This window comes from Candidatus Zixiibacteriota bacterium, assembly GCA_026397505.1.
GTDB lineage: Bacteria > Zixibacteria > MSB-5A5 > GN15 > PGXB01 > JAPLUR01.
The window spans coordinates 1-26,940 of record JAPLUR010000058.1 but is presented as its reverse complement, the minus strand read 5'-3'; the positions used below and the strand labels follow the sequence as shown (position 1 = coordinate 26,940).

General features: G+C 49.8%; 21 protein-coding genes. 13 read left to right on the top strand and 8 right to left on the bottom strand.

All coding sequences use genetic code 11. The features are described 5' to 3' along the window. Positions 1-249: 249 nt before the first annotated feature. Positions 250-2,481: a sodium-translocating pyrophosphatase gene (locus NT002_05465; GenBank protein MCX6828714.1), complete on the top strand. Its 2,232-nt coding sequence runs from the start codon at positions 250-252 to the stop codon at positions 2,479-2,481. Between the two features lie 77 nt (positions 2,482-2,558). Here NT002_05465 and NT002_05460 read toward each other — a convergent pair whose 3' ends face one another. Both NT002_05460 and NT002_05455 read right to left on the bottom strand, forming a co-directional pair. Beyond that, on the bottom strand, positions 2,559-4,856 hold the full coding sequence (locus tag NT002_05460) for a FlgO family outer membrane protein (GenBank protein ID MCX6828713.1): 2,298 nt from the start codon (positions 4,854-4,856) through the stop codon (positions 2,559-2,561). Continuing rightward, positions 4,846-5,403: an RNA polymerase sigma factor gene (locus NT002_05455; GenBank protein ID MCX6828712.1), complete on the bottom strand. Its 558-nt coding sequence runs from the start codon at positions 5,401-5,403 to the stop codon at positions 4,846-4,848. Before NT002_05455 ends, NT002_05460 begins: the two co-directional genes overlap by 11 nt. Positions 5,404-5,564: 161 nt before the next feature. On the opposite strand from NT002_05455, the gene NT002_05450 reads away from it, so the two are divergent. Continuing rightward, positions 5,565-7,238 carry a PKD domain-containing protein gene (locus NT002_05450; GenBank protein ID MCX6828711.1) on the top strand — a complete coding sequence of 558 codons (1,674 nt, stop codon included), beginning with the start codon at positions 5,565-5,567 and terminating at the stop codon, positions 7,236-7,238. A 148-nt stretch (positions 7,239-7,386) separates the two neighbouring features. Here the strand turns inward: NT002_05450 and NT002_05445 are convergent, their stop codons facing one another. From NT002_05445 to NT002_05430, 4 genes are all read right to left on the bottom strand, one after another. Next, on the bottom strand, positions 7,387-7,551 hold the full coding sequence (locus NT002_05445; GenBank protein ID MCX6828710.1) for a rubredoxin: 165 nt from the start codon (positions 7,549-7,551) through the stop codon (positions 7,387-7,389). 573 nt (positions 7,552-8,124) lie between these two features. Further along, positions 8,125-9,408, bottom strand: a complete 1,284-nt coding sequence (locus tag NT002_05440) for a hypothetical protein (GenBank protein ID MCX6828709.1) — start codon at positions 9,406-9,408, stop codon at positions 8,125-8,127. Positions 9,409-10,538: 1,130 nt separating this feature from the next. Then, positions 10,539-11,690 carry a hypothetical protein gene (locus NT002_05435; GenBank protein ID MCX6828708.1) on the bottom strand — a complete coding sequence of 384 codons (1,152 nt, stop codon included), beginning with the start codon at positions 11,688-11,690 and terminating at the stop codon, positions 10,539-10,541. A 90-nt stretch (positions 11,691-11,780) separates the two neighbouring features. Beyond that, positions 11,781-12,719, bottom strand: coding sequence for a YCF48-related protein (locus tag NT002_05430; protein ID MCX6828707.1), 939 nt, complete (start codon positions 12,717-12,719; stop codon positions 11,781-11,783). 101 nt (positions 12,720-12,820) lie between these two features. Between NT002_05430 and NT002_05425 the strand changes: the two genes are divergently transcribed. The 10 genes from NT002_05425 (at position 12,821) to NT002_05380 (ending at position 22,910) form a co-directional block, all read left to right on the top strand. Beyond that, positions 12,821-13,489: an ATP-binding cassette domain-containing protein gene (locus tag NT002_05425; GenBank protein ID MCX6828706.1), complete on the top strand. Its 669-nt coding sequence runs from the start codon at positions 12,821-12,823 to the stop codon at positions 13,487-13,489. Beyond that, the gene (locus NT002_05420) at positions 13,486-14,337 is read left to right on the top strand and encodes a permease-like cell division protein FtsX (GenBank protein MCX6828705.1); all 852 of its coding nucleotides are present in this window, start codon (positions 13,486-13,488) and stop codon (positions 14,335-14,337) included. Before NT002_05425 ends, NT002_05420 begins: the two co-directional genes overlap by 4 nt. Beyond that, positions 14,334-15,521, top strand: coding sequence for a peptidoglycan DD-metalloendopeptidase family protein (locus NT002_05415; protein ID MCX6828704.1), 1,188 nt, complete (start codon positions 14,334-14,336; stop codon positions 15,519-15,521). Before NT002_05420 ends, NT002_05415 begins: the two co-directional genes overlap by 4 nt. Further along, complete coding sequence (locus tag NT002_05410) at positions 15,505-16,629, top strand: hypothetical protein (GenBank protein MCX6828703.1); 1,125 nt, start codon at positions 15,505-15,507, stop codon at positions 16,627-16,629. Before NT002_05415 ends, NT002_05410 begins: the two co-directional genes overlap by 17 nt. A gap of 45 nt (positions 16,630-16,674) precedes the next feature. Next, positions 16,675-17,535 carry a regulatory iron-sulfur-containing complex subunit RicT gene (gene ricT, locus NT002_05405; GenBank protein ID MCX6828702.1) on the top strand — a complete coding sequence of 287 codons (861 nt, stop codon included), beginning with the start codon at positions 16,675-16,677 and terminating at the stop codon, positions 17,533-17,535. Between the two features lie 14 nt (positions 17,536-17,549). After that, positions 17,550-19,463: a methionine--tRNA ligase gene (gene metG, locus NT002_05400; protein ID MCX6828701.1), complete on the top strand. Its 1,914-nt coding sequence runs from the start codon at positions 17,550-17,552 to the stop codon at positions 19,461-19,463. Next, positions 19,463-20,239, top strand: coding sequence for a TatD family hydrolase (locus NT002_05395; protein ID MCX6828700.1), 777 nt, complete (start codon positions 19,463-19,465; stop codon positions 20,237-20,239). Before metG ends, NT002_05395 begins: the two co-directional genes overlap by 1 nt. A 6-nt stretch (positions 20,240-20,245) precedes the next feature. Beyond that, on the top strand, positions 20,246-21,049 hold the full coding sequence (gene rsmA, locus NT002_05390; protein MCX6828699.1) for a 16S rRNA (adenine(1518)-N(6)/adenine(1519)-N(6))-dimethyltransferase RsmA: 804 nt from the start codon (positions 20,246-20,248) through the stop codon (positions 21,047-21,049). A gap of 49 nt (positions 21,050-21,098) precedes the next feature. Further along, positions 21,099-21,830: a pyridoxine 5'-phosphate synthase gene (locus NT002_05385; GenBank protein MCX6828698.1), complete on the top strand. Its 732-nt coding sequence runs from the start codon at positions 21,099-21,101 to the stop codon at positions 21,828-21,830. Between the two features lie 72 nt (positions 21,831-21,902). Next, positions 21,903-22,910 (top strand): RluA family pseudouridine synthase, encoded by a 1,008-nt coding sequence (locus NT002_05380; GenBank protein ID MCX6828697.1) that lies wholly within the window; start codon positions 21,903-21,905, stop codon positions 22,908-22,910. 49 nt (positions 22,911-22,959) lie between these two features. On the opposite strand, the gene NT002_05375 is transcribed toward NT002_05380, so the two are convergent. Together NT002_05375 and NT002_05370 are read right to left on the bottom strand one after the other, a co-directional pair. Further along, complete coding sequence (locus tag NT002_05375; GenBank protein MCX6828696.1) at positions 22,960-24,414, bottom strand: pitrilysin family protein; 1,455 nt, start codon at positions 24,412-24,414, stop codon at positions 22,960-22,962. Further along, positions 24,411-25,940, bottom strand: a complete 1,530-nt coding sequence (locus NT002_05370) for a pitrilysin family protein (protein ID MCX6828695.1) — start codon at positions 25,938-25,940, stop codon at positions 24,411-24,413. Before NT002_05370 ends, NT002_05375 begins: the two co-directional genes overlap by 4 nt. Positions 25,941-26,226: 286 nt before the next feature. On the opposite strand from NT002_05370, the gene NT002_05365 reads away from it, so the two are divergent. Next, positions 26,227-26,940, top strand: a 714-nt coding sequence (locus NT002_05365; GenBank protein ID MCX6828694.1) for an SLBB domain-containing protein, incomplete at its 3' end; no start/stop codon positions are given.

Below are 26,940 nucleotides of genomic sequence, written 5' to 3'. Positions count from 1 at the left end.
AATTTAGTTGACTAACTGTTTTCCCTTTCTTAAATTCCTGCCTGTCTTGCGGGTGGCCGTAAGGCTATGCAAAACTATAAGTTATGTCATTGAAAGAATAGGACTTGGACGCCCTTGCGGGCGCAAAATTTTTCTGGATATTTTAGACTAAAATAGTTCATATTAGGCCGTATAGACAAAGTAATGTGGTCAAAATTAGATAATAATTTACGCGCGAAAATATAAGCCAAATTCTGAAAGGATAGTTCTATGAGTGAAGGCCTGCTATTGGGAATTATACTTGTCATAAGCGTTTTTGGCCTGCTGGCCGCCCTCTATCTGGCCCGATGGGTGCTTAAAAGACCGGTCGGAAGCGCCGCCATGCAAGCTATCTCCAACGCTATCAAAGAAGGGGCCGAGGCTTTCCTTCGCCGGCAGAACCGGACTATTCTGGTCCTGGCAACTTTGGTTGCGGCGCTGCTCTTTGTCGGCTATGGATTCATACGGAGCCACCGGACCTTCGACCCGGTCGGGAGTTCTCTCGAACTGGCGACATGGATTACTCTTTCCTTTGTCCTGGGGGCGCTCTGCTCGGTGTTTGCCGGGTATGTCGGGATGTGGGTCTCGATCCGTAGCAATATCCGCACGGCTCATGCGGCGCTCTCCTCGCTGAATGATGCGCTTCGTATCGCGCTTCGCGGAGGAGCGGTCTCGGGCTTGCTGGTGGTGGCGATGAGCCTTCTGGGTGTCGGCGGTCTCTACGCCCTGGTCAGCAACTTCTCGAGTGTCGACCCGACCAAGATACCGCTCCTGATTGTCGGGTATGGATTCGGCGCCTCGTTCGTGGCGCTTTTCGCCCAGCTGGGCGGCGGTATCTATACCAAGGCGGCTGATGTCGGCGCCGATCTGGTGGGCAAAGTCGAGGCCGGTATCCCGGAGGATGACCCGCGCAATCCGGCCGTGATAGCCGATCTGGTCGGCGATAATGTCGGCGATTGCGCCGGCCGTGGGGCCGACCTGTTCGAATCGACTGCGGCGGAAAATATCGGCGCCATGATTCTGGGCGCCTCGCTGGCCGCGGCGGCGGAGAAAATGGATATGGCCTTCTCGGCCGGAGTAGTCGGCGTGATGATGTTCCCCCTGATGGCTCGTGCCTTTGGAATTATTGCGTCTATTATCGGGATCATGAGTGTTCGGATGGATAAAGAAGAAAAGATGGACCCGATGCAGGCGCTTAACCGCGGATATTATGTGGCGGTTGTTCTCGCCATGGCGGCGTTCGGTCTGGCAACCTACTGGCTGCTCAATTCCCCGAACGCCCCCGACGCCTGGTGGCATTTCTTCCTTTGCGGCATTCTGGGAGTGCTGACCTCGGTGGCCTTCGTATATATCACACAGTACTATACAGAATACCGGTATCGTCCGGTTAAATCCATTGCCGAGGCCTCGAAAACCGGCCCGGCTACTAACATTATCGCCGGGGTCGGTGTCGCTTTCGAGTGCACCTGGATGCCGGCGCTGGTGATGGGGGCGGCGCTTCTGGGGTCATATTATCTCGGCAAGAGCAGCGGCTTGCCGCATGCCGGGTTGTTTGGCACGGCCGTGGCCACCATGGGCATGCTGGCGACGGCGGCGTACATTCTGGCCATGGATACATTCGGCCCGATCACCGATAATGCCGGCGGCATTGTCGAGATGTCGCAGCAGCCGGAGGAAGTCCGCAAGAAGACCGACCGTCTCGATTCGGTCGGTAATACCACCAAAGCTCTTACCAAGGGGTATGCGGTCGGTTCGGCGGCGCTGGCGGCATTCTTGCTGTTCCAGGCCTACATGGATGAAGTTGCCCAGTATGCCGGAAAAGAGATGCATTCGGTCAATCTGGCCAATCCGGTCGTTTTTGTCGGCGGGCTATTCGGGGCGGCGCTGGTATTTCTTTTCTCGTCGATGGCGATCAAGGCGGTCGGTTCGGCGGCGCAGGCGATTATCGAGGAAGTGCGCCGTCAGTACTCCAAGCTGCAGAGGATTAACGATATTATCCAATTCCCCAAAGACTTCAAACCGGATTACGGCTCCTGCGTTGATATCGTGACCAAGTCGGCTTTACGCAAGATGGTGGCGCCGGGATTATTAGTGGTGCTGACCCCGGTTGTGGTCGGGCTGGTATTCAAGATGTTTATTACTCCTGAGGATCCATTGATTTCGGCCGAAGCGGTGGCCGGTCTTTTGATGGTCGGAACCATCACCGGTATTCTTATGGCGCTGTTTTTGAACAACGGCGGCGGCGCTTGGGATAACGCCAAGAAATATATCGAGACCGGCGCGCTTGGCGGGAAGTATCTTACTTTAGCCGATGGCAGCAGAGCGAAAAATCCGACCCACGGCGCGGCCGTGGTAGGGGATACGGTAGGCGATCCGTTCAAGGATACGGCGGGCCCCTCGTTGCACGTCCTGATAAAACTCCTTTCGACAATCACGCTGGTACTGGCGCCGCTCTTTATTTAGAGAAATTGATTTGCATTAACCGGCGGATTGAAGCATCCGCCGGTTTTTTTATGGTTGATATTATCGAGAGATCGCGATCAGGGCGTTACCGGGCTCTGTCCCCCAAGAGCGGACAACCGCCGGCGAGCCTGATCGATCAAAGGAGTATGCGGGTTTCGATTCCCCCAGTGATAGAGAAATTTACTATAGTACTCTATGGCCTGATCTTTCTGATTCAGGCGATCGTACGATTCGCCCAGGTAGTAATATGCTTTTGCCAGCCAGACAGAGTGGAAAAACCGGTAAGAGTCGACGCTTTTAATCCGACGTTCAAACGCCTCGACCGCCTCGATGTACTTTCCCGCTTCAAAATAGGCCCGACCCAACATATAGCAAACAAAGAAGGCATCGGACCCCGATATTCGGGTGGCTCGGTCAAGCTCATCTATGGCCGTGCGGTAGTCATGTCGGGCAAGCGCGATGGCGCCCGCGCCGTAGTGAAACTGATATTGTTCTCTCTGCTCCCGGACCTTTAGAATGTCTTCCAGGCGGGTCAGGCGCTTCTGAGCATCTTCAAACCGGCCCAGCTCGGACATAAGCTGGATTATGTAATAATCCCAGGTGATTTTGTTGTCGGGATAAAATTCTTCGACGATTTTCTCGGTCCCGATCATTATATCCAGAGCCTTAGCCGTTTCGCCCAACTCTTCGTAAATCATCGCTCGCAGCAGGTCGTTATACGGAAAGGCGCCTTTTTGCACGGCTTCCCGATGCAGGGCACTGTCCGATTCCAGCAGGCTGAGAGCTTTTATTAGATCACCCCGTAAGATGGGGAGGTAGGCCAGATAAAGATGTCCCGATTCCCGCACGAGGATATTGCTATCGGCGGCCATCCGATTGAGATACTCTTCTACCAGGCCATATTTGTCTTGTATCATATAGATAAGAACAAGGAAATGAAGCGCCTCAAAGGAACGCGGGTCTTTTTCAAGAGCCGTCTTTCCTGAAATGATGGCTTCATCGAAGCGGCCCGCTTCGGTGAGGATTTTACCCTTGGCCAAGTACGACCCCGGTACTTCGGGCGCCAGGGCGATATATCGATCCGCTATTTTGAGTGCATTCACAAAATCCCCGATCTTGCCATAAGTATACGCGAGAGCGCTCAGGGCCGGAGTGAATTTGGGATCTATTTCGACCGCACGGGAAAGGTAGCGAATGGCCTCAGATTTAAGAGGGAGATTTAAATTGAATAGGCCCAGCCAATAGTAGGCTTTCTTATCATCCGGTACCTTTTCAACCAGCTTCATCATCTCGGCTATGGCCTCGACATAGTTGCCTTTAATGTAGGCCGCCCAGCTGCGAATAAGATACCTTTCCCTCCAGCCGACCCGGTCGATATATCGCAAAGCCTGATCAATAGTCTTTTCACTCTCCCAGCTCCCTCTGAGAAAGGAGAGGTAATAATAGGCCATGCCCATGGTCGAATCGATGGCCACAGCTTTCACAAAATTCTCCTCCGCTCTTATCCATGCGCCGTGCTGATAGTAGTCGACGCCGATCTGAAAATAGCGATAGGCTTCCAGCGAATGAGTCGTGATGTCGGCCACACTGGTCTCACTTTTCCCGGAAGGGGGTTCCCGAAGGGCAAGGTCCTCTCGGATCTGGACGGTCAGCCTGTCAACAAGAGTAAACAGGTTCATCCCGGAATCGGAAACAACCCGTTGCGCCGCCTTTACGGCACCACTTTCTACATCGACAATCTGCGTATTGACGGCGATGCGTCCGCTATCCTGCATTATCTGTCCGATGAGTATCAATTTTGCATTCGTTCGCTTCCCCAATTCAAGTGCCTTCTTTTGACTAATTTGAGCGGAATCGCCGATCTCCAGTTCCGAAGAGGCATCAAAAAGGCGCTGCTCGGACACAATTTGTATGGACGCTTGTTCTGCGAGATCGGAAATCAGGAGATGAGCCATCATTTGTCCCCACCGCAGAGAATCACTTGGGTCGGCGAGATTTTCGAATTTTATTATTGCCAGACGATTCTGGGCCGCGATCGCTTCCTGGCCGGGGCTGAATTCTATTTTCCAGGGCTTAAGAAGCATAACCAGCAGGAATGTGATAACGGCATAAGCCGGCCATAGCCGCGACCACCTTATTTTCGATCGGGCTTCACCTCCGTCAAACTTGGATTCTATGTCGCCGACGGTCTTCCTGACATCACCATCATGCCTTAAAATGAGGGACGCAGCTTGCATTTGCTTAATTTTTTCAAAACACTGGTCGCACTCCGTGAGATGCTCCTCCAGCTCCTGCCGCTCCTCATCATCGAGCATTCCCAGCTCATAGGCATGGAACATCTCTTCATAATGCCGGTGGCTGTTCTCAGCCGTCATATTTTCCGCCTTTCTCCAAACAGGCTTGCAGCATCGAACGGGCACGCGATAAAATGGAATAGAGGTTGGCCCGAGTAATCTCCAGTTTCCGGCAAATCTCGTCGGTTGAATATCCCTGATAATGGAAATTGAGGGTTCGGATATAAATCACATTTCTTTTCCCTATTTTTCTCAGACATTCCAGAAGCTGCCGCTTCAATCCCGGCTTATCCCCGAGGCCGGCCAAATCAGGCAGATAATCGGATTCGGGCAGCTCTTCATTTCTCCCGGCCTGTCGTTTCCTCGTCTGAATATAACTCAGAACCTGGTTATCAAGGACCCGATAAGCCCAGGCGCCGAAACTCCGGGTGAACTCTATTTTTCTGTATTCGCTGAAAACCACGGTCAGCGCGGCCTGAACCACCTCTTTTCTATCTTCACTATCCCATATCCTATGGAAAGCAAAGAAGTGGAATCTTGCCGAAAGATGCTTAAAAAGCTCGTTTTCAGCATCTTTTTGACCTTCCCGGGCTGCTTTCCACAGAGTTTCGATTTTGTTTTCAGCCATTCACTTAAAATATAAGCAGATACTAATTTTATGCCATTATTATAATTGCCGCCGCGAAATCGAATCTTCGGGGCCAGGCGAAAGAATTCTCTGCCAGAACTCTCCCTGAACTGTTCCAATCAAATCAGAAAGATATGAACCCCTAAATTAATGGAGGAGCCATGAAGGCTGTTCGTTTCTTGTCGATTGCCACAATCTGTGTCGTCGTTCTGCTGCCGGTTCTTGCCTCGGCCCAGAGCCTCATTGCCGTGCCGGAGTGTGTCACGTATGATTCGGTGCGGGATCGATACTTTGTCTCGAATGCCACTAATGGGCGAGTCATCCAAATCGATTCCAACGGTGTCGAGTCAATTTTCTGGACCAGCCCCGGATATGCCATGAGCAGCCATATCAAGGATAATCGTTTTTATATCTCCACCGAATTTACTCCCGCAGCCGTGGTTATCCTGGACTTGGAAACAGGCACTTTGATAAAGAGAATTGTTGTCACCGGGTCGGCACAGTTGGACGGAATGACCACCGATACATCGGGAAATCTATATGTAGTCGACGCCAACTTGCGCTGCGTATACAAGATTGATCTTGATGATGATTCCTATTTCAAACTGGCCATGGTGTCGCTCAGCCCCCAGGATATTTATTTTGATGCCTCTCGGAATCGGCTCCTGGTGGCCGGATATACCGCCAACGCCCGGGTGGAAGCAGTTAGTCTTCCCGCCGGCATTGTAACCACTGTCGTCCAGACCCCTTTTGGATGGATCGATGGCATTGCGTGCGATAATCAGGGGCGGTACTATTTCTCCTGCGGTACTGAAGGAAACATTTATCGCTATGACAGCACTCTGACCAATCCGCCGGTATGTATTTCAACCGGGCACAGCCAACCTTCCAATATCGGCTACGACCTGGAGCATGATATTCTGATGGTGCCCAATTTCAACGGCGCCCGGGTCGATTTTATCGGCACCAACGCCGACTTCACGGTCGATACTCGATACGGGAATCTTCCCCTGAACGTGAATTTCTCCGGAACCTCTATCAACCATCCGTCGGTTGATGCCTGGAATTGGCGTTTCGATGACGGCGGGACCGCGACCGGTCAGAACGCCAGTCACACCTTTACGACCCGCGGCATGCACGAGGTCGACCTTAACATAACGGTGGGATCCGAGACATTTCTACGCCGTAAAAAGAGTTTTATCTGCGCTCTGGCCGATACATCCGTGGCCGGGCAAATAAATGCCCCGATCGGCTCGAAAATTTCAATCCCTCTTTATGCCGGCGGCACGGTTTATCTGAACCGAATGGTTGTCCCTATGACCTATTCTGGGCTGGTTAATCTCAAGTTCGATTCTTTCTCGACGGCCGGCTGCCTTACCAATGACTTTCCGACCAAATACCTAAGCTTAAACGATAGTACTGCCCGGCAACTCTGTCTTATTCTTGAGGGCGGTCAGCTGGTGCCGGGTCGAAACATGATTGCCAAAGTCTATTTCAGCATCATCTCCGGAACGACGGGGCAGGAGACGATTCTCTCGCTCGACGGATTCGGCGAAAATCTGCCGAGTTTTGCCGGAAGCGGCATTTCCTACACGCCGGACCTGGCCCCGGGCAAAGTCAAGATCTTTGTCTGCGGAGATGCCAACGGCAGCGGCATAACAAATATCGCGGATGTCACGTTTATCATTAATTTCCTGTATAAAGGCGGCCCTCCGCCGGTTCCGCCGGCGAGCGGGGATCTTAACAAATCGGGAAATATCAACATTCAGGATGTAACCTATTTAATCAATTATTTATATAAGAGTGGACCGGCACCCAACTGCCCGGCGGTCTAGAGGGAATGCCGATGAGAAGGCAGGCGGAGGAAAAAACGTGAGACAGCCTCCGCCTGTTTTCTTGACGCGATGAAACAGTCAATATTTTTCTGCTCCATAATGCAAACGGGCGATTCCCATTTCAACATTTTCGATGATAATGTGACACTCAGAATTTGAGCGGATGGAACTGGTCCTTATCAGCTCCACAAACCGGGCAGACCCATTCATGGGGTAAATTCTCAAACAGAGTTCCCGGCTCGGCGCCTCCCTGGGGGTCGCCTTTGGCTGGGTCATAAACATATCCGCAAACTTCACATTCCCATTTGGGCATAATAGCCGTCTCCGAAATTATCAAATATTTTCGGGAATATGATAAATTCGGGGCATTTAATCAAGTTATTGAGAAATCCGACAGTGTTTTCTGGCACTATAATGAATAACAAGGGATTAGGCGAAAAAGGCCCGGCTGACGAATTGGGTTTGTTTCTTCGTTTTTTAAAATGTACGGGATGCCGGGCTGGCCGGGATACGGTGTGGCCGGGGCAGTAAAGGAGAAAACGGGCAGACTGAAGTCTTTCGCGCACGTAACGGGCATGTTGCTTGCAGGACAAGAGGTTAGGTGAAACAAGTGGGGTGGGGGAAGTTCGTTTCTTCGTTTTTGTATTCTTTTGTAGTGCTTTTGTAGAGAATTTGGGGAAGAGGGTACGCGGGTGACAGTTCTTGACATTGGGACAGTCGATAAATTGCTTTTTGACTTTAGACATATAGATGGCTGTGCTTTCTACTGAGGGGGTAGGACCCAAATCACCATCGATTCGATACAGATTTTGCAAGAGGGGTGGGATTTAGATGATGGTAAGTGTCAAAATTGCAAGGTTGCGATCTCAATATTCCAAATTAATCGCTACGCCTCGATCACAACTAAATTTCTCCAGCCAGCAAGACATTTATCAAGCGCTTTTGTAACTTTGATAGATCGATCTTTGTTGCCATATTTTAATACAATCTTGCCAGATCGCCTTACTAATTGAACGTCAGTTGCTTGAAGCGTGTCAGCCCCAGGAATGGGGAAGACGCTATAGCGGTCCCACTCCTGAAGACAATCGACCAAAATTCCAAGAAAAGTCAGCGGCTCGTCTGTGAGCCGGAGTCTGTGTCCGGCTTGATTTCCACAGATGCCTAACTGAATCAGACTGTGCATAGCTGATGCGCCAGTTCCCCATACAATCCCGCACCACCAAAATTGTGCATCGTATTTATATCGGGTTATACGATCAATGAAACTTGTAAGAACTTCCGCATGCTGCGATGTTCCCCGATTTTTCTTGGCAGCATAAAGGATACGATAATAATGAGTTGCTATTAATAGAAGTAACAATCCGCTACATACACCGTGGTCCAATATTCTCTGACCATCAGAGAGAGTCCCACGTAAGTACAATTCGCGGAATTTCTCATCTAACTCATCTATAATAACTTTGGCTTTCTTAAAGCCGAAGATTTCAAAATGAGTTTGCCACAATTGAAAAGCATCACCGGGTAATGACCTACTTTCGTACTTTTTGAAATTCAATATATTACTATTTCTTCTTTCAAGTTGTTTGAATAACCCATTAGTCAATTCTGATAAATCACCAAGGTTCCGCAGGGCATCCGCAGTTTGCGCTAGAGACATCATTTTGTTCAATTGAGGATTTCTTACTTTCAATTCTTCCTGTATCAATTCCCGATCATGAGATGAGACTATTCCGGAGCCATACCAAAATCGGCTATTCAAGTAATCAGCAACTATCTCAATACCCAATCCAACTTGTTCATTATAAACTGCTGGGTTCATGGCAGATAATGAACCCTCAAATATGTAGCCCACATCATGTAGAAGACTAACGTATTGCCAAACATGCCCGAAGAAGATATCAGACGAGATAATGGAAGATTTCCACTTGCGTAATTCAATTGCGTTTCTTATTTCACCGCGAATTTCACTTGAATGAGTATAAAAGTACCATCCGAGTAACCAATTGTACAGGGTATGGCTGCCGTGATCTCGTTGCCGCGGGTAAGCAATCATCCCGCCTATTTCCCGTTTAATTACGCCCGTGCGGAGATAGTCACAATCTTCTAGGTCAATAATCTGTAATATTTCACGGGCAAAGTCCGTTGCTTTGTATTGACGGACTTCATCCATTCTGGCCTCGAGGAAATTGGACAATTTGGTCTTATAGTCCTCTATTTTATTGTGGTAATGGTGAAACTCTTTTCCCCGATATGTTAGAGCAAATAGTGCTTCAACTACTGTGGCCATTATGGATCAGTCCGTGCAAAGGGGAGATGACCGAGAATGTCGACGCCGGCATTTCTGTCTACAACATAGCAGCTTGGTTCAACAGCAAAATATCGATTATTAAGGGGGATAGACGTTAATTTCACGTTAAACAAGCCGGGATGAAGCTTCCTTGGGCCTAGTGGGTCTAGAAGATGGATCGCCCGCTTATTACAGCCTGTGCATAATGTAGCATGCCAACAACGCAAATGCTTCGATTTATGAATCGCGCGCATTACGATAACAAAGGGTTTGTTTAAAGATATATCCTGTTGCAGCAGTATCTCAGTCAATTCAAAGAAGGATGGCCTGCCAATCTGAATCCATAAAAGGTCAGACACTCCGGTGACCTTAGCGACGGCACGAGCCAAAGCATACGATGTAATACCTTTCAAGGTTGCATAATGATCTATGCTTTGAAACAAATGATTTGCAAGCCACTTAGATGTAGGCAAACCCAATAACGTGAGCATCATCCCGAAAGAGTAGACGCCACAATTATCTGATCGGATGTTTTGTCTTAATGGCAGATAATCATGCAAGCCCAAATCCACCAATTTTCTTTGCTGGCTTCTTGGCTGTTTTCTTCTTTGCCGTCTTTTTTGCAGGCATTTTATCTCCTTTCATTTCTAGTTTAATGCTTCTTTCGACACATCAATACAGTATTATCTTATGTCAAAAATTGCCAACACCTTTATCCTAATCAACTCTAATCATAATGTCAAGATCAAATTGGCCTAATTCATCTTCCGCTAGAAGTTTTAATGTTTTAAAAGGAAATTTGTCAAGATGCTTTGCAGGCGTCAGGTCTCGCTTCCACTGGCGCGGAATTTAGGACATGACGCAACAGAGTATGGTGCGAAATCTCGTCTCGCAAAACCCTTCCAGATTTTGCGCTACAACTACAAAGATCGCGTCAGGAAGGGGTTCCTGACGCCGCGTGTAAAAGCGATGTGTGCACTGCTCAGTCAGCCTAAAAGATTGATTTATCAGGATTATGTGGAAATGTCGTTGCTTTCGGAGGTGCCTTTGTCGTCGATAATCGGCGGGTTGACCCACTCCTCTTCATAAAAGAGAGATTTCTCATCCGTTATCGCGTGTCCATCACGGATCTTTTTAATTATGGCGAAAGCATAGGCCTGGCCGGTGGCAATAACCGATATCATATATCCCCAGATAGCCAGAAATATCAGAAACAGGGCAATAGCCATGAGATACCCCGCCGAGCCAATGTCGTTTCCACTGCATAAAGTGGAAAGGTCGAAACTGAAAGGGATGCCGGGGAAAAGATTGGTGGTGAAAGCGACAATCCGGCTGTCGAGTGGAAGATGGCTCATGCCGGAGGAAACAATATTGCCGATTTTCTCACCGCCGCCCAAAGAGGTAATTATCTTCAGGAATTGCACAGCGCGGAAAGCAAAATAGGCGAATATAAAACCGGCCACCTTGGCGGCCACGACCGAGTACAGGGCATAGCCGACCCAATGCAGCGGCCGGCGGAGGACGGTCGAAAAGGTTTCCAGAATAGAGTTGAAACTTTCGCCATTGCGGTCGGCCATCACCGCCGCCGGCATGACCAAGACCGAGCAGGAAAGAACGAAAAGGATCAAGACTGTGAATAACCCAATCACAAAATTGGGGAAAAAGAAAAAGAGGCTGTAAAGCCATTCACCCAGATATGGTATTCTGGTTATGAGGCCGACGATTATTCCCAGAAGAATTATGAAAGCGACAAAGGCGATTATGGCCAGTTCCGACAGAAGCAACTGTTTCAGCCGTCTGAAACTGAATTTGAGGCCGGCCTTGGTTGAGAAAAAGGGATTGCCGCGCATCTCCTCGAAGTCGAATCCCGCGATCGCCATCATGCCGGCCATGACTGATAAAATGGAAAGACCGACGCCAAAATAGAACAGTATTGATGCGATGATGGAGTCAAAGGGGATGGGACAGAATGGAATCAATCCGTGGGTGGAGAAGATATGAGACAGAGCGGCCCCATCAAGCAGCAGCGCCAGATAGCCGAAGATGTTGAAAATCAGGAAAGCCAGCAGGAGATAAAATGATGCGGCGATAATTTTTTTGGCGCGCAGCGCCCGGGCGGGAACCGAGAGAATCCCTTTGAAATTATAATCAAACTCGAATTTCATCCCCGGAAAATTTGCTCTTTAAGGCATTGATGTCAAGCTCAAAATTTAACTCCGGGGAAAGGCAATCCCGCTATAGGCGTTAGGCAAGAGTTACTCCTCTAAATTCCTGTAGACCACCGTGCCGTTGCTACCGCAGGCGAAGATTCTATTTCCGATCAGTTGAATATCGAGAAGCTGGTATGGGGAGGCGCTGGCCTGGGGTATCCAGTTTTTTCCGGCATCATCGGTGTAAAGGATGTAGCCGTCAGAGCCGACTGCATAGGCGGCAGTCGGACTGAGCATCAAGAGGCTGAAGAGATGGATATTATTAGCAAAAGCATTCCATTTTATCCATGTTTTCCCGGCATCATTAGATAGGGCCAGGGCGCCACCCATCCCGACCATAATTCCCTGATTGCTGCGGATGGCCACAGCCTTGATAGTCAGTCCACTGGGGACATCCGGCGTTTCCCAAGTCTTTCCTTTATCCCGGGAAATAAAAATCTTCTCGGCCCCGCTGACCGTGATGACCCCCTGCGGGGAAATATCTATTGTCTGGAGCTGCCGTCCCGAAACAGAAAGGGTGTCCCATTTTTTTCCACTATTCGAAGTATGGAAGAGAGTCCCTTTATTTTGGGGATCATGAATATCATAGCCGACCAGAAAGCCATGCTTCGAATCCAGAAAGGCTATGTCGCCGAGCCAGAGGCTGGTATCGAATTTATAAGGTGTCCAATTCAGCCCCCCGTCTTCCGTGGCGAAGAATGAGCCGGTGGAGCCATAGGCAAAGCCTTTCCGGCCACCGCTGAAGAAGAAAACATCTTCCAGAAGCCTGGTGCCGGCAAGCGTATCGATTTTCCACGGTTGGCCAAGGCCGGTGAACCTGAGAATGGCGCCTCGAGAAGTGACGCCATAGCCGACATTTTCCGCGCAGAACGAGATTCCCCGAATATCATCAACAATGCCGGAGGGAATCTTATGCCATTGGGCATGTCCGTTGGAAGCGAAGATCAAAAAAATCAGAAGAATAATCGCGGGTAGCGCTTTCATATCCTTGTCCTCATATCGTAGAGTTTTTCATTACCTATTGATAATCATCCGATTTTATAATATGTTACAATCAAATTACGATAATTTGCGGCTTTGTCAAATTGATTAGTAAAGAGAAAATCGTAGAACTGGTTGCAGTATCGCTCTCCAATGAAGCGGGGCTCCGGATTTTTGAAAATCTCAATCTGGCTCTCTGTTCGGGAGAAACGGCGCTTATTATCGGGCCGACCGGCAGCGGAAAAACCTCTCTAATGGAGCTTCTTATAGGAGCTCGGAAGCCCGATTCGGGAGAGGTCATTCTATTTGGCAGAACTCTTAATCTTAAAAATGAACGTCAGATAAACGAGATCCGGAGGCGGATCGGCGGGGTGGGTGGGATTTTCGACCTTGTTCCCGGCCTGACGGTAGCCGACAATCTGGTTTATCCATTGTCCATCAGGGGAGATGCTCTTTCGGTGCAAAGGGCGAAATTGAAACAGATATTGACACAATTTAATCTGCTGAGCAAGAAACGGGAGAAGATCTCCAATCTTACTCGCGGAGAGAGACTTCTGGTCATGCTGGGGAGAGGGGTTATAGCCGACCAGCCGCTACTTCTAATTGATGAGCCGCTGGATCGGCTTGAATCGGCTGCGGCCAATGAACTTCTGGGGATTCTTAAGAGGCTGTCGGTCGCAGGGCATGCGATGATAATCTTCACAACCGGCCAAGGAGCCTTTGATTTCCCCGGGGTCATGGCTTTCCATATCAAGGATGGTCGTCTGCAATGAGCCGCCTCCTATTTCTTATCGGTAAAGCCGCCGGCAATATTGTTACGCGGCCATTGGGCGCAATAAGCTCATTTCTATCCCTGCTTCTGCTTTTTCTCCTTTTCGATTTGGTTTGGATTGGAACGCTGACCGCATCGCATTACTATGATCAGATGATAGCCAATATTGATATGGAGATTTTTATCGATGACCGACTTCCCGATTCGACAACATCGGTTCTCAGCGCCGCTCTCCGCCGTCTGGATGGAGTCGCAACCGTGGAATATGTCTCACGCGATGATGCCCGGGCGCGTTTATATGACCTGATGGGTTCTGACCTTCTGGAAGGATTCGATGAAAATCCTTTGCCCCGCTCTCTAATTGTTACATTCAAGCCGGAGTTGTTGAATTCCATGTGGCTGGAGCGCTTTACCAATAATGTAAAAAGATTGCAGGGAGTGGCAGAAATTTTCTATGCCCGGGACTGGCTGAACAAAGCTCAAACGGGGAAGATAATAGTCGGCCGGGTTCTGCTTTTTCTGGGGTTGGTCATTTTTCTTGCGAGCGGTTTGAACCTGATTCAGACGGTGCGACTATCAATGCGCGCCAGATGGGCCGAACTGATGCAGTTGAACCTGCTCGGGGCGGGGAGAGGATTTTGTACCTTACCCTATTGGCTGGAAGGTGTTTTCTTTGCCGTGGTTTCGGCGGTGGCCGGGTGGTGCATAATAATGTATGGCTCGCTCTATCTCTCCTACGGGGATATTATCATTACATATCCTTCTCTGATTCAAATTCTGTACTTTTGTCTGGGAGCCGGCGCAGTCGGCCTGTTGGGAGCGTATGTCGGTTCGCGGCGGGCATTATGATAGGCGGGAAGCGGTTTCTGGTAACGGCGGCGGCTGTTTTGGGTATGGTCATCACTCTTATTTCCGTCACATTTGCTCAATCCGGCGACCTGGTTAATCAGAAGAAGGAATTGGAGAAAATAAGACGGGATATTGAAAAAACTCAGCAGAATCTCGATTCGCTTCAGAACGCCGAAAAGAGAGTGCTGAATGAAATATCCGATTATGATCAGCGGGCGGCCGCCAATGAAACTGTCCTGAGGAGACTCAATCAGCAGTTGACAGCAATCAGGGGTGATATTCAGGGTTCCAGAACTCGTCTGGAGGATTCGCAGGCGCGTCTCAGATCCTCCAGAAGCAGATATATCGGGAACCTGAATTACTATTATTCCGGAATCCGGTGGGGCGGTATTACTCAGAACAACGAAATTCTTATGGAAAGAGAGGCTTATCTGCGGCTCCGTTACTTAAGGACTCTGGCGGCGTATGATAAGATACAGCTCTCACGCTCCTCGGAATATCTGAAAGAAGCGGAGAAAGAGTATCAGTATCTTATTAACCGCGAAAAGACCGTCGATGAAGTCCGGAAAAAGAAAAAAAGCGAATACACGATAGTTGCATCACAGAAACAAAAACGGGAGCGGGATCTTTCCCGCCTTCGCCGCAATAAGGACAGTGAAACGGAACGTCTGGAAGCGCTCTCGGATGCCGCGCGCCAAATGGAAGAGGTGGTCGCCCGTCTTGAGACCGCTAGAAAAAAGCGCGAGAAAGCGGCTGCCCCGAGTGAATTCAAATACGCAACCGGGAATTTTGCATCGTATAAGGGGAGACTGCCGACGCCTCTTGCCGGAACAATAACCAAAGGATTTGGCTGGAGCACCGACCCGATCACCAAGCTAAAATCATTTTCGCCCGGGATCGAAATTGTCGGCAAGAAAAAATCATCGGTGGCGGCGGTGGCCGATGGGGTCGTAGCGTATGTGGGGAATCTCCGCGGTTACGGCAATTTCGTCATTATCGAACATGAGGACGGTTATTATTCGACTTATGCGGGGATCGACAATTTGTCTGTGGAGCAGGGACAGAAAATCGGCCGAAATGAGAAATTGGGGATTATCAGTTCCGGAAATCTGAAATTTGAATTGCGCCGGGGAAAGGAATCGCTCGACCCGGTAGAATGGATCAGAATTGACTATTTTCGATAGAATACCGGGGCAGCCGACGGCCAAACAGATGCTGCTGAACTCGTTCAATCGAGGGAGGCTGGCGTCAACCTACCTATTTTATGGCGCGGATGGAGTTGGGAAATGGCCGATGGCGATTGCTCTGGCGGCTTTGCTCAATTGTGAAAAACCGCGTCTCGGGCCGGATGGCTCTGTCATTGACGCCTGCGGAGAATGCCGCAACTGCCGGCAGACGGAAAATCTGATTTTCCCCGAACTCCATTTTGCTCTTCCACTGCCGCCTCATAAGAAAGAGGCGGAAGCGATCGACCTGACCAGAGAATATCTGGATCAGAAGAAGGCGGAACCATATCGGATCATATCATCTTCCCGGCAGCTGACTATACCGATTGATATCGCCCGCGAGATTAAGCGGAAAACCGGCATCAGGCTGGACAAAGGAGTCAAGAGAGTCATCCTTTTTTACCAGATGGAAAAGATGCTGCCGGCCTCAGCTGATTCCCTGCTCAAGCTGATTGAGGAACCGCCTCCGGGGACGACCATAATTTTGACCGCCAATGATCCAGATAATCTGCTTCCGACCATTCAGTCGCGGGCGCAGAAGATTCTCTTTCGCTCAATCCCGGCGGCTGAAATTGTCCGATATCTGGCTGAAAAGCATAGTCTTCCGATAGAAAAGGGGACCTTCGCCGCACGGCTGGCCGAGGGATCTCTTGGGCGCGCCCTGGAATTCATCGGGGAGGAAGGTGAAATGCCTCGCCGTCAGACTTCCTTTCTGATGTTTAAAAGCATATTTCTTAAAGACAATCCATCGGCCGCGGCCACGGTGAATGAGTTGGCCAATCCCAAAGATCGCGGCGAGACAGAGCAAACGCTTTTATACTGGCAGTCATTTTTGAGCGACATTATTCTGCTCAAATATGGCGGCAACCGCTCTGACCTGATCAATGTTGATCTGGGCGCGGAATTGGAGAATTTGACTTCATTGGTTGCCGCTCCGGACGACTTTTCCGAGATTCTAAATAATGTCAAGCAGGTTGGTTTGGCCCTTCGGCGGAATGCGCATATTCGCCCGGCCCTGATATCGCTGGTTTTCAAGCTCAAAAAACATATCAATCAAACTCCTTGACAGTTCTCGTCTTATTTGTAACTTTGTTATTTCGAAGGAGAAAATATGCCTGATTTGTATGTCCTAGATTTCAAAGGGAACCGTAAGGATTATTACTTCAACACTTTTTATCATTCCTTGAGACTGAGGGACTATGTCATAGTCCAGTCTGAGCGGGGAGAAGATATGGGGCTTCTGAATAAGAAGGTGATGAAGGAGTTGGATTTTTCGGATACTGAGAAGCCGTGTTCCATTCTCCGCCCCGCCAGCGAGGAAGATAGAAGGAACTTGATTAAAAATCGTGTCGATGAGCAGGCCTCATGGAACAAGGTCATGGAGCTGATCGATAAGCATAAGCTGGAAATGAAATTAGTGGATATTGAATATCAATTTGACCGCAACAAAATGACTTTCTATTTCACCGCTGAGCATCGGGTTGATTTCCGGGCGCTGGTGCGTGACCTGGCGGCCGAATACAAGACCAGAATCGAACTGCGACAGATTGGGGTGCGTGATGAGGCCAAACGGATCGGCGGGTTCGGAATCTGCGGTCTCCAGCAATGCTGTTGTTCATTTCTGAAGGATTTTGATCCGATTTCAACGGGCGATGCCCGGGTGCAAGGGCTCTCGCTTAATCCGACGAAGATCTCCGGCAATTGCGGCAGGCTCCTCTGCTGCCTGAAATATGAATCGGCGCACTATGCCGAGGTACGCAGTAAATATCCCGAAATCGGCGAGAGATATTCCACGCCGACCGGCGAGGGGGTCATTGACCGGATAAATGTTTTTGAGGACTATATGGTGGTCAAGCATGAAAACGGCGAGGAAGTTAAAGTTTACGGCAGCGATCTGAAGAAGAAAGAAAGAAAACAGACCTCTTTCTTTCAGAAATGGCGCGAGGCCTTGAAAATTGATAAAACCGAATGACCGGAGAGTGTTCAGTGCAGAAACCGTTTTATGTTACTACCCCTATCTATTATGTGAATGACCGCCCGCATATCGGGCATTCCTATACCACCATATCGGCCGACCTTCTGACCCGTTATCAGAGACTGAATGGCCGAGAAGCTTTTTTTCTGACCGGAACCGATGAGCACGGGTCCAAGATTGCCGAGGCGGCGGCGGCCGCCGGAGTTGAACCTCAGATCTTTTGCGATGAAGTGGTGCAGCATTTCAAGAATGCCTGGAAAAGTCTTTCGATTGAGTATGATGACTTCATTCGGACCACTGATGATCGTCACGTGGAGGCGGTACAGAAACTACTCATGGTTTTGAAAGAGGCCCGGACTGATGACGGCGAAGCGGTTATCTATGAAGGTACCTATGAGGGTATTTACTGTATCGGATGCGAGAAATTCCTGACGGAAAAGGATTTGGTGGGCGGTCTCTGCCCCGACCACAAACGGGCGCCGGAAATTCTCAAGGAAAAAAATTACTTTTTCCGGCTGACCGCTTTCCTGGGGAAATTGAAAAAGCTGATCGAATCGAATGAGTTGGAGATTCTTCCCGAAGAGCGCCGCCGCGAAGTGCTGGGGCTTTTGGGGCAGGATCTGGCCGATTTTTCTTTATCCCGGGAGCGAGTGGAATGGGGTATCCCGCTGCCTTTTGATAAATCACAAGCGGCTTATGTCTGGGTCGATGCTCTTTCCAATTATATCAGCGCCATCGGTTATGGCAAGGATGATAAGAAATTTCGTAAGTGGTGGTATGAGGCCGAAACAATCCATCTTATGGCCAAGGATATCCTCAAGTTCCACTGTCTCTACTGGCCGGCGATGCTTCTGGCGGCAAAATTGCCTCTCCCCAAGACCATATTCCTGCACGGGTTTTTTACGGTCGATGGACAGAAAATGTCGAAATCGCTGGGGAATATGATCGACCCTAATGATCTGGTGGCCCGGTTTGGTTCCGATGCGACCAGATACCTTTTGCTTACCCAGTATCCTTTCGGGATGGACGGCGATATTCAACTTTCGCGGATGGTCACGAAGTACAACAGCGACCTGGCCAATGATCTGGGGAATCTGGTTTCGCGGGTAGCCCGGATGATTGTCTCTCATTTCGGGGGGAAACTTCCGGCGCCGTGCGAGAATATCGAAGGATTGGAGGAGTTGATTGCCAAAACCGAGGCGCTTCCGGAATCAGTGCTCCAATACATAAATCACTTTCAGATCGGCTCGGCCATTGATGAAATCATGAACCTGGTCCGGATGACCAACCGTTTCTTTGATACCAACGCCCCCTGGAAACTGGCCAAGAGCGGAGAGATGGATAAGGCGGGCGGGGTTCTCTATGCCTGCTCGGAGGTGATTCGAATCATGGCCATATTGCTCTATCCGGTCATGCCGAATAAAGCAGAGGAGATTCTGGCGGTGTTCGGGTTGGACAAGAGGAGTCTGAGTGTCGCTCTGGCCAGAACATTTTATCATCTGCAACCGGGATCGACAATCAAGATAAACGAATCGGTGTTTCCGAGGATACAGGAGAGCCGGAAGCCGGTTGTGGCAGGCAAAGAGGAATTGGCGGCGGCGGATCTGGTTGATATTGCCGAATTCGCCAAGATTAAGATGGTTGTAGCGGAGGTGCTTGAGGCCGAGAAGGTGGCCGGATCGGATAAGCTTCTGAAACTTCAAATTGATATCGGCGGTGAACGGCGGCAAATTGTTGCCGGGATAGCGGAACACTATAAGCCGGAAGATATGAAGGGGAAGAAGGTAGTGGTGGTGAAGAATCTCAAGCCGGCGAAAATCCGCGGGGTTGATTCCAATGGGATGCTTCTGGCGGCCAAGAAGGGGAAAGAGCTGTTTGTGATTGTGCCCGAAGGTGACCTTCCGCCCGGAGCCACAATCAGCTAATGTTTGATTCGCATTGTCATCTTGACGGCCGGGAGTATCGGGGGCGTCTGGATGAAGTTATCAATGATGCCGTTTCTTCCGGCGTGCACACGATGGTTAATATCGGGGCCGATTTGCCGTCATCAATCGCCTCGGTGGAGATGGCGCAGAAATATGCAAGCATCCATGCCACCGTGGGAGTGCACCCTCATGATGCCACGACATACAATGCCGTGCTGGAAGGTGAACTTCTGAAACTTCTGCAGAAACCCAAAGTTGTGGCGATAGGCGAGATTGGCTTGGATTATTACCGCGACCTTTCGCCGCGCCCTGTGCAGAGGGAGGTTTTCCGAAAGCAGCTGGAGATCGCCGTTGCACATAAGCTTCCGGTGGTGATTCATACCCGGGATTCTTATTCGGATACCTTGAATATCATACGTGAGTATGCGACGCGCCTGTCGGGCGGCGTTTTCCATTGTTTTCCGGGCAGTCAATTCGATGCTCTTGAGGTGATTGATCTCGGCTTTCATATATCGGTCGGTGGAATAATTACCTATCCGGGATCGCGGATGGCCGAAGTGGCCAAAGTGGTTCCCCTGAAATATATTCTCATGGAAACCGACTGCCCTTATTTGACGCCCGTACCGTTTCGTGGGAAACCCAACCGGCCGTCCTATTTGCGATATGTCCGCGACAAACTGGCGGAACTGCGGGATATCGATGTCACGGAAGCGGAAGAAGTCACCGATCTCAACAGCCGCCGGGTGTATCGTCTGACCGAGACTTTTGAGGGCTGAAATGTCATGGCCTTTGGCAAACCGCAGAAAAGATTCTCTCAGAATTTTCTGACCGATCAGGATATTGCCGTCAAAATAGTTGGCTTTCTTGATCTCAATAAAAATGATGTGGTCTTCGAGATTGGTCCCGGTCGCGGAATCTTAACCGAATTGATTGCCGCAACGGGGGCGAGGCTTGTGGCCTTTGAAATCGACCGCGATCTGATTGAGAGTCTCTCGGGAAAATTCGCCGGATATGAAAATGTCTTGATTGTCAATCAGGATTTTCTGAAAGTTTCCCCTTCAGAATATCATGACGGTGCTTTCAAATTAATCGGCAATATCCCTTATGATATAACGTCACCGGTGATTGGCTGGATGATGCAATATCATCAACTTATCGGGCGGGCGGTTATTACGGCCCAGAGAGAGCTGGCGGAAAGGATTGCCGCGGGCCCGGGAGGAAAGGGGTGGGCGCCGATTTCGATATTCAGTCAGTGCCATTTCGAAATTCGAAAAGTAATGACCATATCGCCCAAGTCGTTTTTTCCGCCACCCAAGATTGTATCGGCGACACTTCTTTTTGAGCCCAGACAAGATAAACCCCGGGTTGAGCACTGGGATTACTTTGAGAGAACGGTCCGGGCGGCATTTCAGCAGCGGCGCAAGCTTCTGGCAAATAATCTGGTCAGGATGGGCGGTCCGGTTAAAGCGGATATAGTGCAGATTTTGTCGGAAATGGGGCTGGCTGAAAATGTTCGCGCCGAACAGGTGACCATTGAAGAATTCATCCAAATCGGCGACCGTATTCGGGCAGTAAATATATCTTGAAGGAAATATTTAAAAACTATAAATTCCGGCAAAAACCCGGGAAGAGTATATGTCCATATTATCCATTAAAGTTGACTACGTAGCTGCTCTGCGAGAGCTGAAGCGGCTCAAGGAACCTGATCCGGCCCAGATGGCAGTGCTGGCGGAGGTGGCCGGGGCGGATGGAATCAGTTGTCATCTGCGGGAGGATCGCCGCCATATCCGCGACCGTGACCTGTATCTTTTAAAAGAGATGGTCAAAACCAAGCTCACCCTGCAAATGGCGCCGACCGATGACCTCATAGAAAGAGCGGTGGAAGTCAAACCCTGGATGGTGACCCTGATGCCTTTTACCAGCGAGAATCTTTTGGTTAACAATGGCGTCGATCTCGATGCCAATCGCGACCTCTATGCCGAGACGGCAGCGGCCCTGAAAGCCTCGGGGATCAATATCTGCTATTTTATCGATCCGGAGATTGATGCGGTGAAGGAGGCGGCACGGGCCAAGGTGGACGCGATCGAATTGAATGCCTATAAATACACCAGCGCCGAAACGATCGAGGCGGCCGAAGATGAATTGGACAAGTTGGAGAAAATGGCTCAGCTGGCGACGAAGCTTAATCTCATGGTTGACTGCGGCAACGGCCTCAACTATAAAAATATCCGTCCGCTGGTGGATCTGGGATTGTTCGAGGAGTTTACGGTCGGGTATGCGGTAGTCTGCCGCGCGACCCTGGTCGGTATCGACCGGGCGGTACGAGAATTGGGCAACATTGTCCATATCACGGTGGAAAAACCCTGACAACAGTCTGATTTGGCACTCTCACAGGAGTTTATAGGGATTGGATGGATTCCATGCCGAGCATCGTCTTTTATGAGTGATAAGGATAATAATCCCGAGTACGAAACCATGGCCTTTACTTTCCCGGCGGGAGGAGCCCCGGAACGTATCGACCGCTATATCGGCCTTAACCCGGCTCTTAATATTACCCGCAATAAAGTCCAGAAATTAATCAAGGCGGGGCTGGTGACGGTTGACGGGCGGGTGGCTTTGCATCACCAGGTGCTTAAAGGCGGGGAGAAGGTGGTAATCATGATTCCGCCTGCTCCCGTGATCGATATTATCGCGGAAAAAATTCCTCTTGAGATTGTTTTTGAGGATCAGCACTTGCTGGTCATAAACAAGCCGGCCGGGATGGTGACACATCCGGCGGTGGGGAATTTTCAGGGGACGCTGGTCAATGCTTTGCTCAACTATTCGCAGAATCTTTCCACGATCGGCGGATTTGACCGCCCCGGAATCGTTCATCGGCTGGATAAAAACACCAGCGGCCTGATTCTGGTCGCCAAGAATGATGAAATCCATCTGGCCCTCCAGCAAGCGCTTCAGAAAAGAGAAATCAAGAAAACTTATTGGGCGCTGATCTGCGGCCACATGAAAGAAGAGAAAGGCATTATTGATTTGCCGGTGGGGCGCTCGTTCAAGGATCGCCGGAAAATGACGGTCACACGGCACAAGGGACGCGAAGCCCAGACAGAATATCAGCGGCACGAGCGTTTCCGACTTTACGATCTGCTGGAGATAAATCTTCTTACCGGGCGGACGCATCAGATACGGGTGCATCTTTCTCATCTGGGGCATCCGGTATTTGGCGACCCGGAATATGGGGGCCGTCAAAAGTGGCATCGGGGGATATTTTCGATTGACCTAAAGAATGCTCTGGAGGCGCTGGAGATAATGCCGCGCCAGGCGCTTCATGCCAAGAGTCTGCGTTTTGTTCATCCGGTAACCGGAAAGGCAATTTCTCTCGAATCGAAACTCCCTCAGGATTTCCAGAACCTGCTCGATTTTCTGGAAAAAGAGATAGATTCATCCCATTAGCCAAAAAATAAAGGCCTGCCGAATGGCAGGCCTTGCATAGTAAAGAATTTCATTCCGTAACAGGTTCGGTCAACTCGATATTGGTCACCGGCCCGAATTCATCGAGAGGTTTCTCAAAAGCATCAGGATTGCCCACAATGACAAAGGTCATCTGATTCGGTTTGAGATATTTTTGAGCAACGCTTTTGATATCGGCCAGAGTGATCCGGCGGAATTCATTCAAATAATCATTATAGAAATCAGGCGGAAGGCCGTCAAATTCAAGTGACATCAGGCGATTGATAATCTTTCCGGGGGTATCGAAGAGAAAGACCGAGCTGTTGATGACAGCATTACGCGCCCCCTCAAATTCCTCGGAAGTTACACCATCATTACGTATGTTATTGATTTCTTCCATGATGATGCTGGTGGCTGTGTAGGTTGAGGCGCTCTTGGTCTGGCATTCAGCATCAAAAACACCATAATCACGGGAATCGGTATTGAAATTGGAACTGGCATGATAAGCCAGCCCTTCATCGGAACGAACGCGCGAGGTTATCCGGGAAGTAAACGAGCCGCCGCCCAGAATATAATTGAGCAACCTTACGGCGTATCGGTCGGGATTATTCCTTTTGATGCCGAGCTGCCCGATCATGATACTGCTCTGATTGAGATCTTTCCGAATTTGATATACGCCAGGGTGATATTTGAATTCCACCTCCGGCGGCGCAGGGAGAGCGGTAATGGCTTGCGGCCAATCGGCGAGCAGCGCTCTCAATTTGGCAAGAATCTCGGTTTTGCTAAAGTCACCATATATCCCAATCATGATATTATTGGGAGTAAAGAACCGCCGGTGATAATCAGCCAGTTCCTGGGCGGTAATATTCTTAACCGAGGCCCATTCCAACACACGTCCGCTCGGATAATCACCATAGAGCATATTGTAGAAATACCGATTAACGATGGAGCCGGGACTGTCGTTCCTTCTCTTGATATTGTTTTTGATATCAATTTTGGCCAGATCGAGTTTATCCTGAGGGAAGGCAGGATTACGAAGGAGGTCTACGAACAGTTTCAATCCCAGATCGGCATCTTTGGAGAGAACGCTGAGAGAGACGGTGCCTTTCTCGCCGCCGATATTTGCCTCCAGATTGCCGCCGATATATTCCATGAGCATGCTCAGCGAATCACCGGTAATGGTTTTGGTGCCGCCGGTTCGCATGACAGTGCCGACGAGGTCGGAGAGGCCGTCTTTTTCGGAAGCATCATAGACGGAACCGCAGCGGATCAAAGTCTGGATGTTGAATAGAGGGAGCTTGTGATTTTCGTAAAGGTAAATGACCAACCCATTATCCAGCGCCACCCGATCAACATCCACTCCGACCCGGGGAATGGTCAGGCTGATTTCCTCTTTGGTCAGGCTTTCGACTATTTTTGAGCCGGGGGATTTTGCGGTTTCGGTCTGGCCAAAAGCAACGCCGGCGGATATCAGGAACAGAGTCATTGCAAATATTATCGTCTTCATCTACCGATCTCCTTTTCAGCTCTTTTTGCCGGCGAATTAGATGTGGATTTGACAATATAGGCCACGGAACGATTTTTTTTGGTGAGGTACTTGTCGACTACCCGAATGATATCATCGGCGGTGACCTTTTTAAGAGCCTCGCGGTAATCGAGGAAATTGCGCCAGTCGCCGGTCATCGCCTCGCTTGATGAAATACGGAAAGCCAGCCCTCGATTTGATTCCAGCGAGCGGATAAAGGAAGCATCTTTCTGGTTGCGCACTTTTTCGAGTTCCCATTCGGAGACCTTTTCGGTTTTCAACCGGTCGATTTCGGCATAAACCGCTTCTTCTAGTTCGGCGGTCGTATGCTGACCGAACGGCGTCATGGTGCAGGTAAATGCAGAGGGAAGGCGTGTCTCATCCGAGGAAGCGGAAGCCGAGCCCAACTTCTTTTCTCTGATATTCTTATAAAATCGGCTGGTGCGGCCATCCGAAAGGATGTTGGCGGCCACTTCCAGAGCCGGCAGATCCGGGTGTCCGATCTGAGGGATCGGCCATCCCACATAAACCATCGGGTTGGCATCATATTCGATTTCCGTCCGCCGCTCACCTTTCTGCGGGGCATCACGAGTGACCACCGGAGGGGGCGCCGGCTGGGAGGGAATCTTACTGAAGTATTTATCGCAAATCTTGAAGAGCTGATTGGCATCGACATCGCCGACAATGACGGCCACGGCATTGGCCGGTGAGTAGTGCGATCTGAAATAGGCTTCGACATCCTCACGCATGACTGTCTGCAGGTCGCTCATCCATCCGACCACCGACCAGCAATATGGAGAAGCCCAGAACACAGTAGCACTCAGGGCCTCATCAAGAGAACGTCGGGGACTGTTTTCAGTGGTCAAACGTCTTTCCTCCATGACCACATCTCTTTCCGAGTAAAATTCCCGGAGCACCAGGTTGGCCAATCTATCCGATTCAAAGAAAGCCCATAATTCCAAACAATTCCTGGGAAGGGAAACATAATACTGGGTGCCGTCATTGCTGGTGGAGGCATTGAGGGAAGTTCCGCCTTCTTTTAGATATGTGTCCCAGAGTTCATCCTTGACGACATATTTTTTTTCGGTTGCCTGGAGGTTGGCCATTTCCTGTTTCAGTTCCTTCAGGCGGCCTGAATCCTGGGGATTGAGCGGACTCAGCAGTTTAACCTGTTCGGCTCTTAATAAATGCGCCAGAGAGTCAATTTTGGCCATGATAGGCACTTCCGCTTCATAATTGGTTGTGCCGATAATCTTAGTTCCCTTAAAAAGCATATGCTCGAGGAGATGGGAGCTGCCGGTGATTCCCGGATGTTCATCGACCGAACCGGTGTTGAAACGAATAATGGCCGAGAAAGTGGGAGCGGCATGATTCTCCAGAACGAGTATTCTCATTCCATTCGACAGGGTCTTCTTTTTGACATCCAACTGGATCTGTCCGGTCTGCGCCAGAGAGACCGTGGTCAGAATAAGCAGAAAACCGAGGAGCAGTATTGAAAGGCCTTTCATTATTTGATGTACTCCTAAGATTTGGGGGGGTTGTATTGTCGACCTGAGCAGTAAAACATAGGACTAATCTAACATATCCGATGTCTCCGGTCAAGGAATGGAACGGAAAAGTTGACCAATTGAGGCCAATTAAAGAAAGGCTGTCGCCATGATGCGAAAGCTCGTGGCCCCGGGCACCCGATGCCCTGCTTTAAAGGGCAAGGCTTGACTTTTGGAATGGATTTTTGTATAAAATATGTCTATTTTTGCGAGGCAAAAGGATTTTATCTTCTTTGGAGGATTGACATTGCGCGGAAACAAAGGACTAAATGATACTCTGCCCCGAGTTGCAATAATTTTGCTTATCGGTCTTATTTCCCATACCGCCGGGCTGGCCCAGACCCAGGAATCCTCTTTCAGCACCGTGGTGAAACCCGACCAATATGTTGTCGGGCCGGGGGATAGATTCCGGATTGATTTTTGGAGCGGCGCAACGCCGCCAATTGAAGTAATCGTGACACCCGAAGGATTTGTCCTGATGAGCTCGATCGGGCGGGTTGATGTCGGCAATCTGACTCTGTCCGAGGCTCGCCTTAAACTCAAGGGTGTTATTAGGCATTTCACCTCTGATACTGCCTACACCGTTACTCTAATCGGAGTAAGGCCGGTCAAGGTTCTTATATCTGAGGGGGTTCAGAAACCGGGTCTTTATGAAGGTTTTGTTTCGCAGAGGGTATCCGAGATAATTGAGAAAGCGGGGGGGTTGATTGATGGAGCCTCACGCCGCAACATCAAGCTTATGGGTGGGAGAAAGGTCTATAATGTGGATATTCTGCGGTATCAAAGGGTAGGCGATCTTGAAGCCGATCCTTATTTATATTGCGGACATAAAATAGCTATCCCGTTGATTACCGATTCCTCGAGTTTTGTGCAGTTATCGGGTGAGGTGGTGAGTCCGGGAGGTTTTGAATTCCGAGAGGGAGATAATCTGGGGACGATGATTGATCTCGGCCTGGGTCTG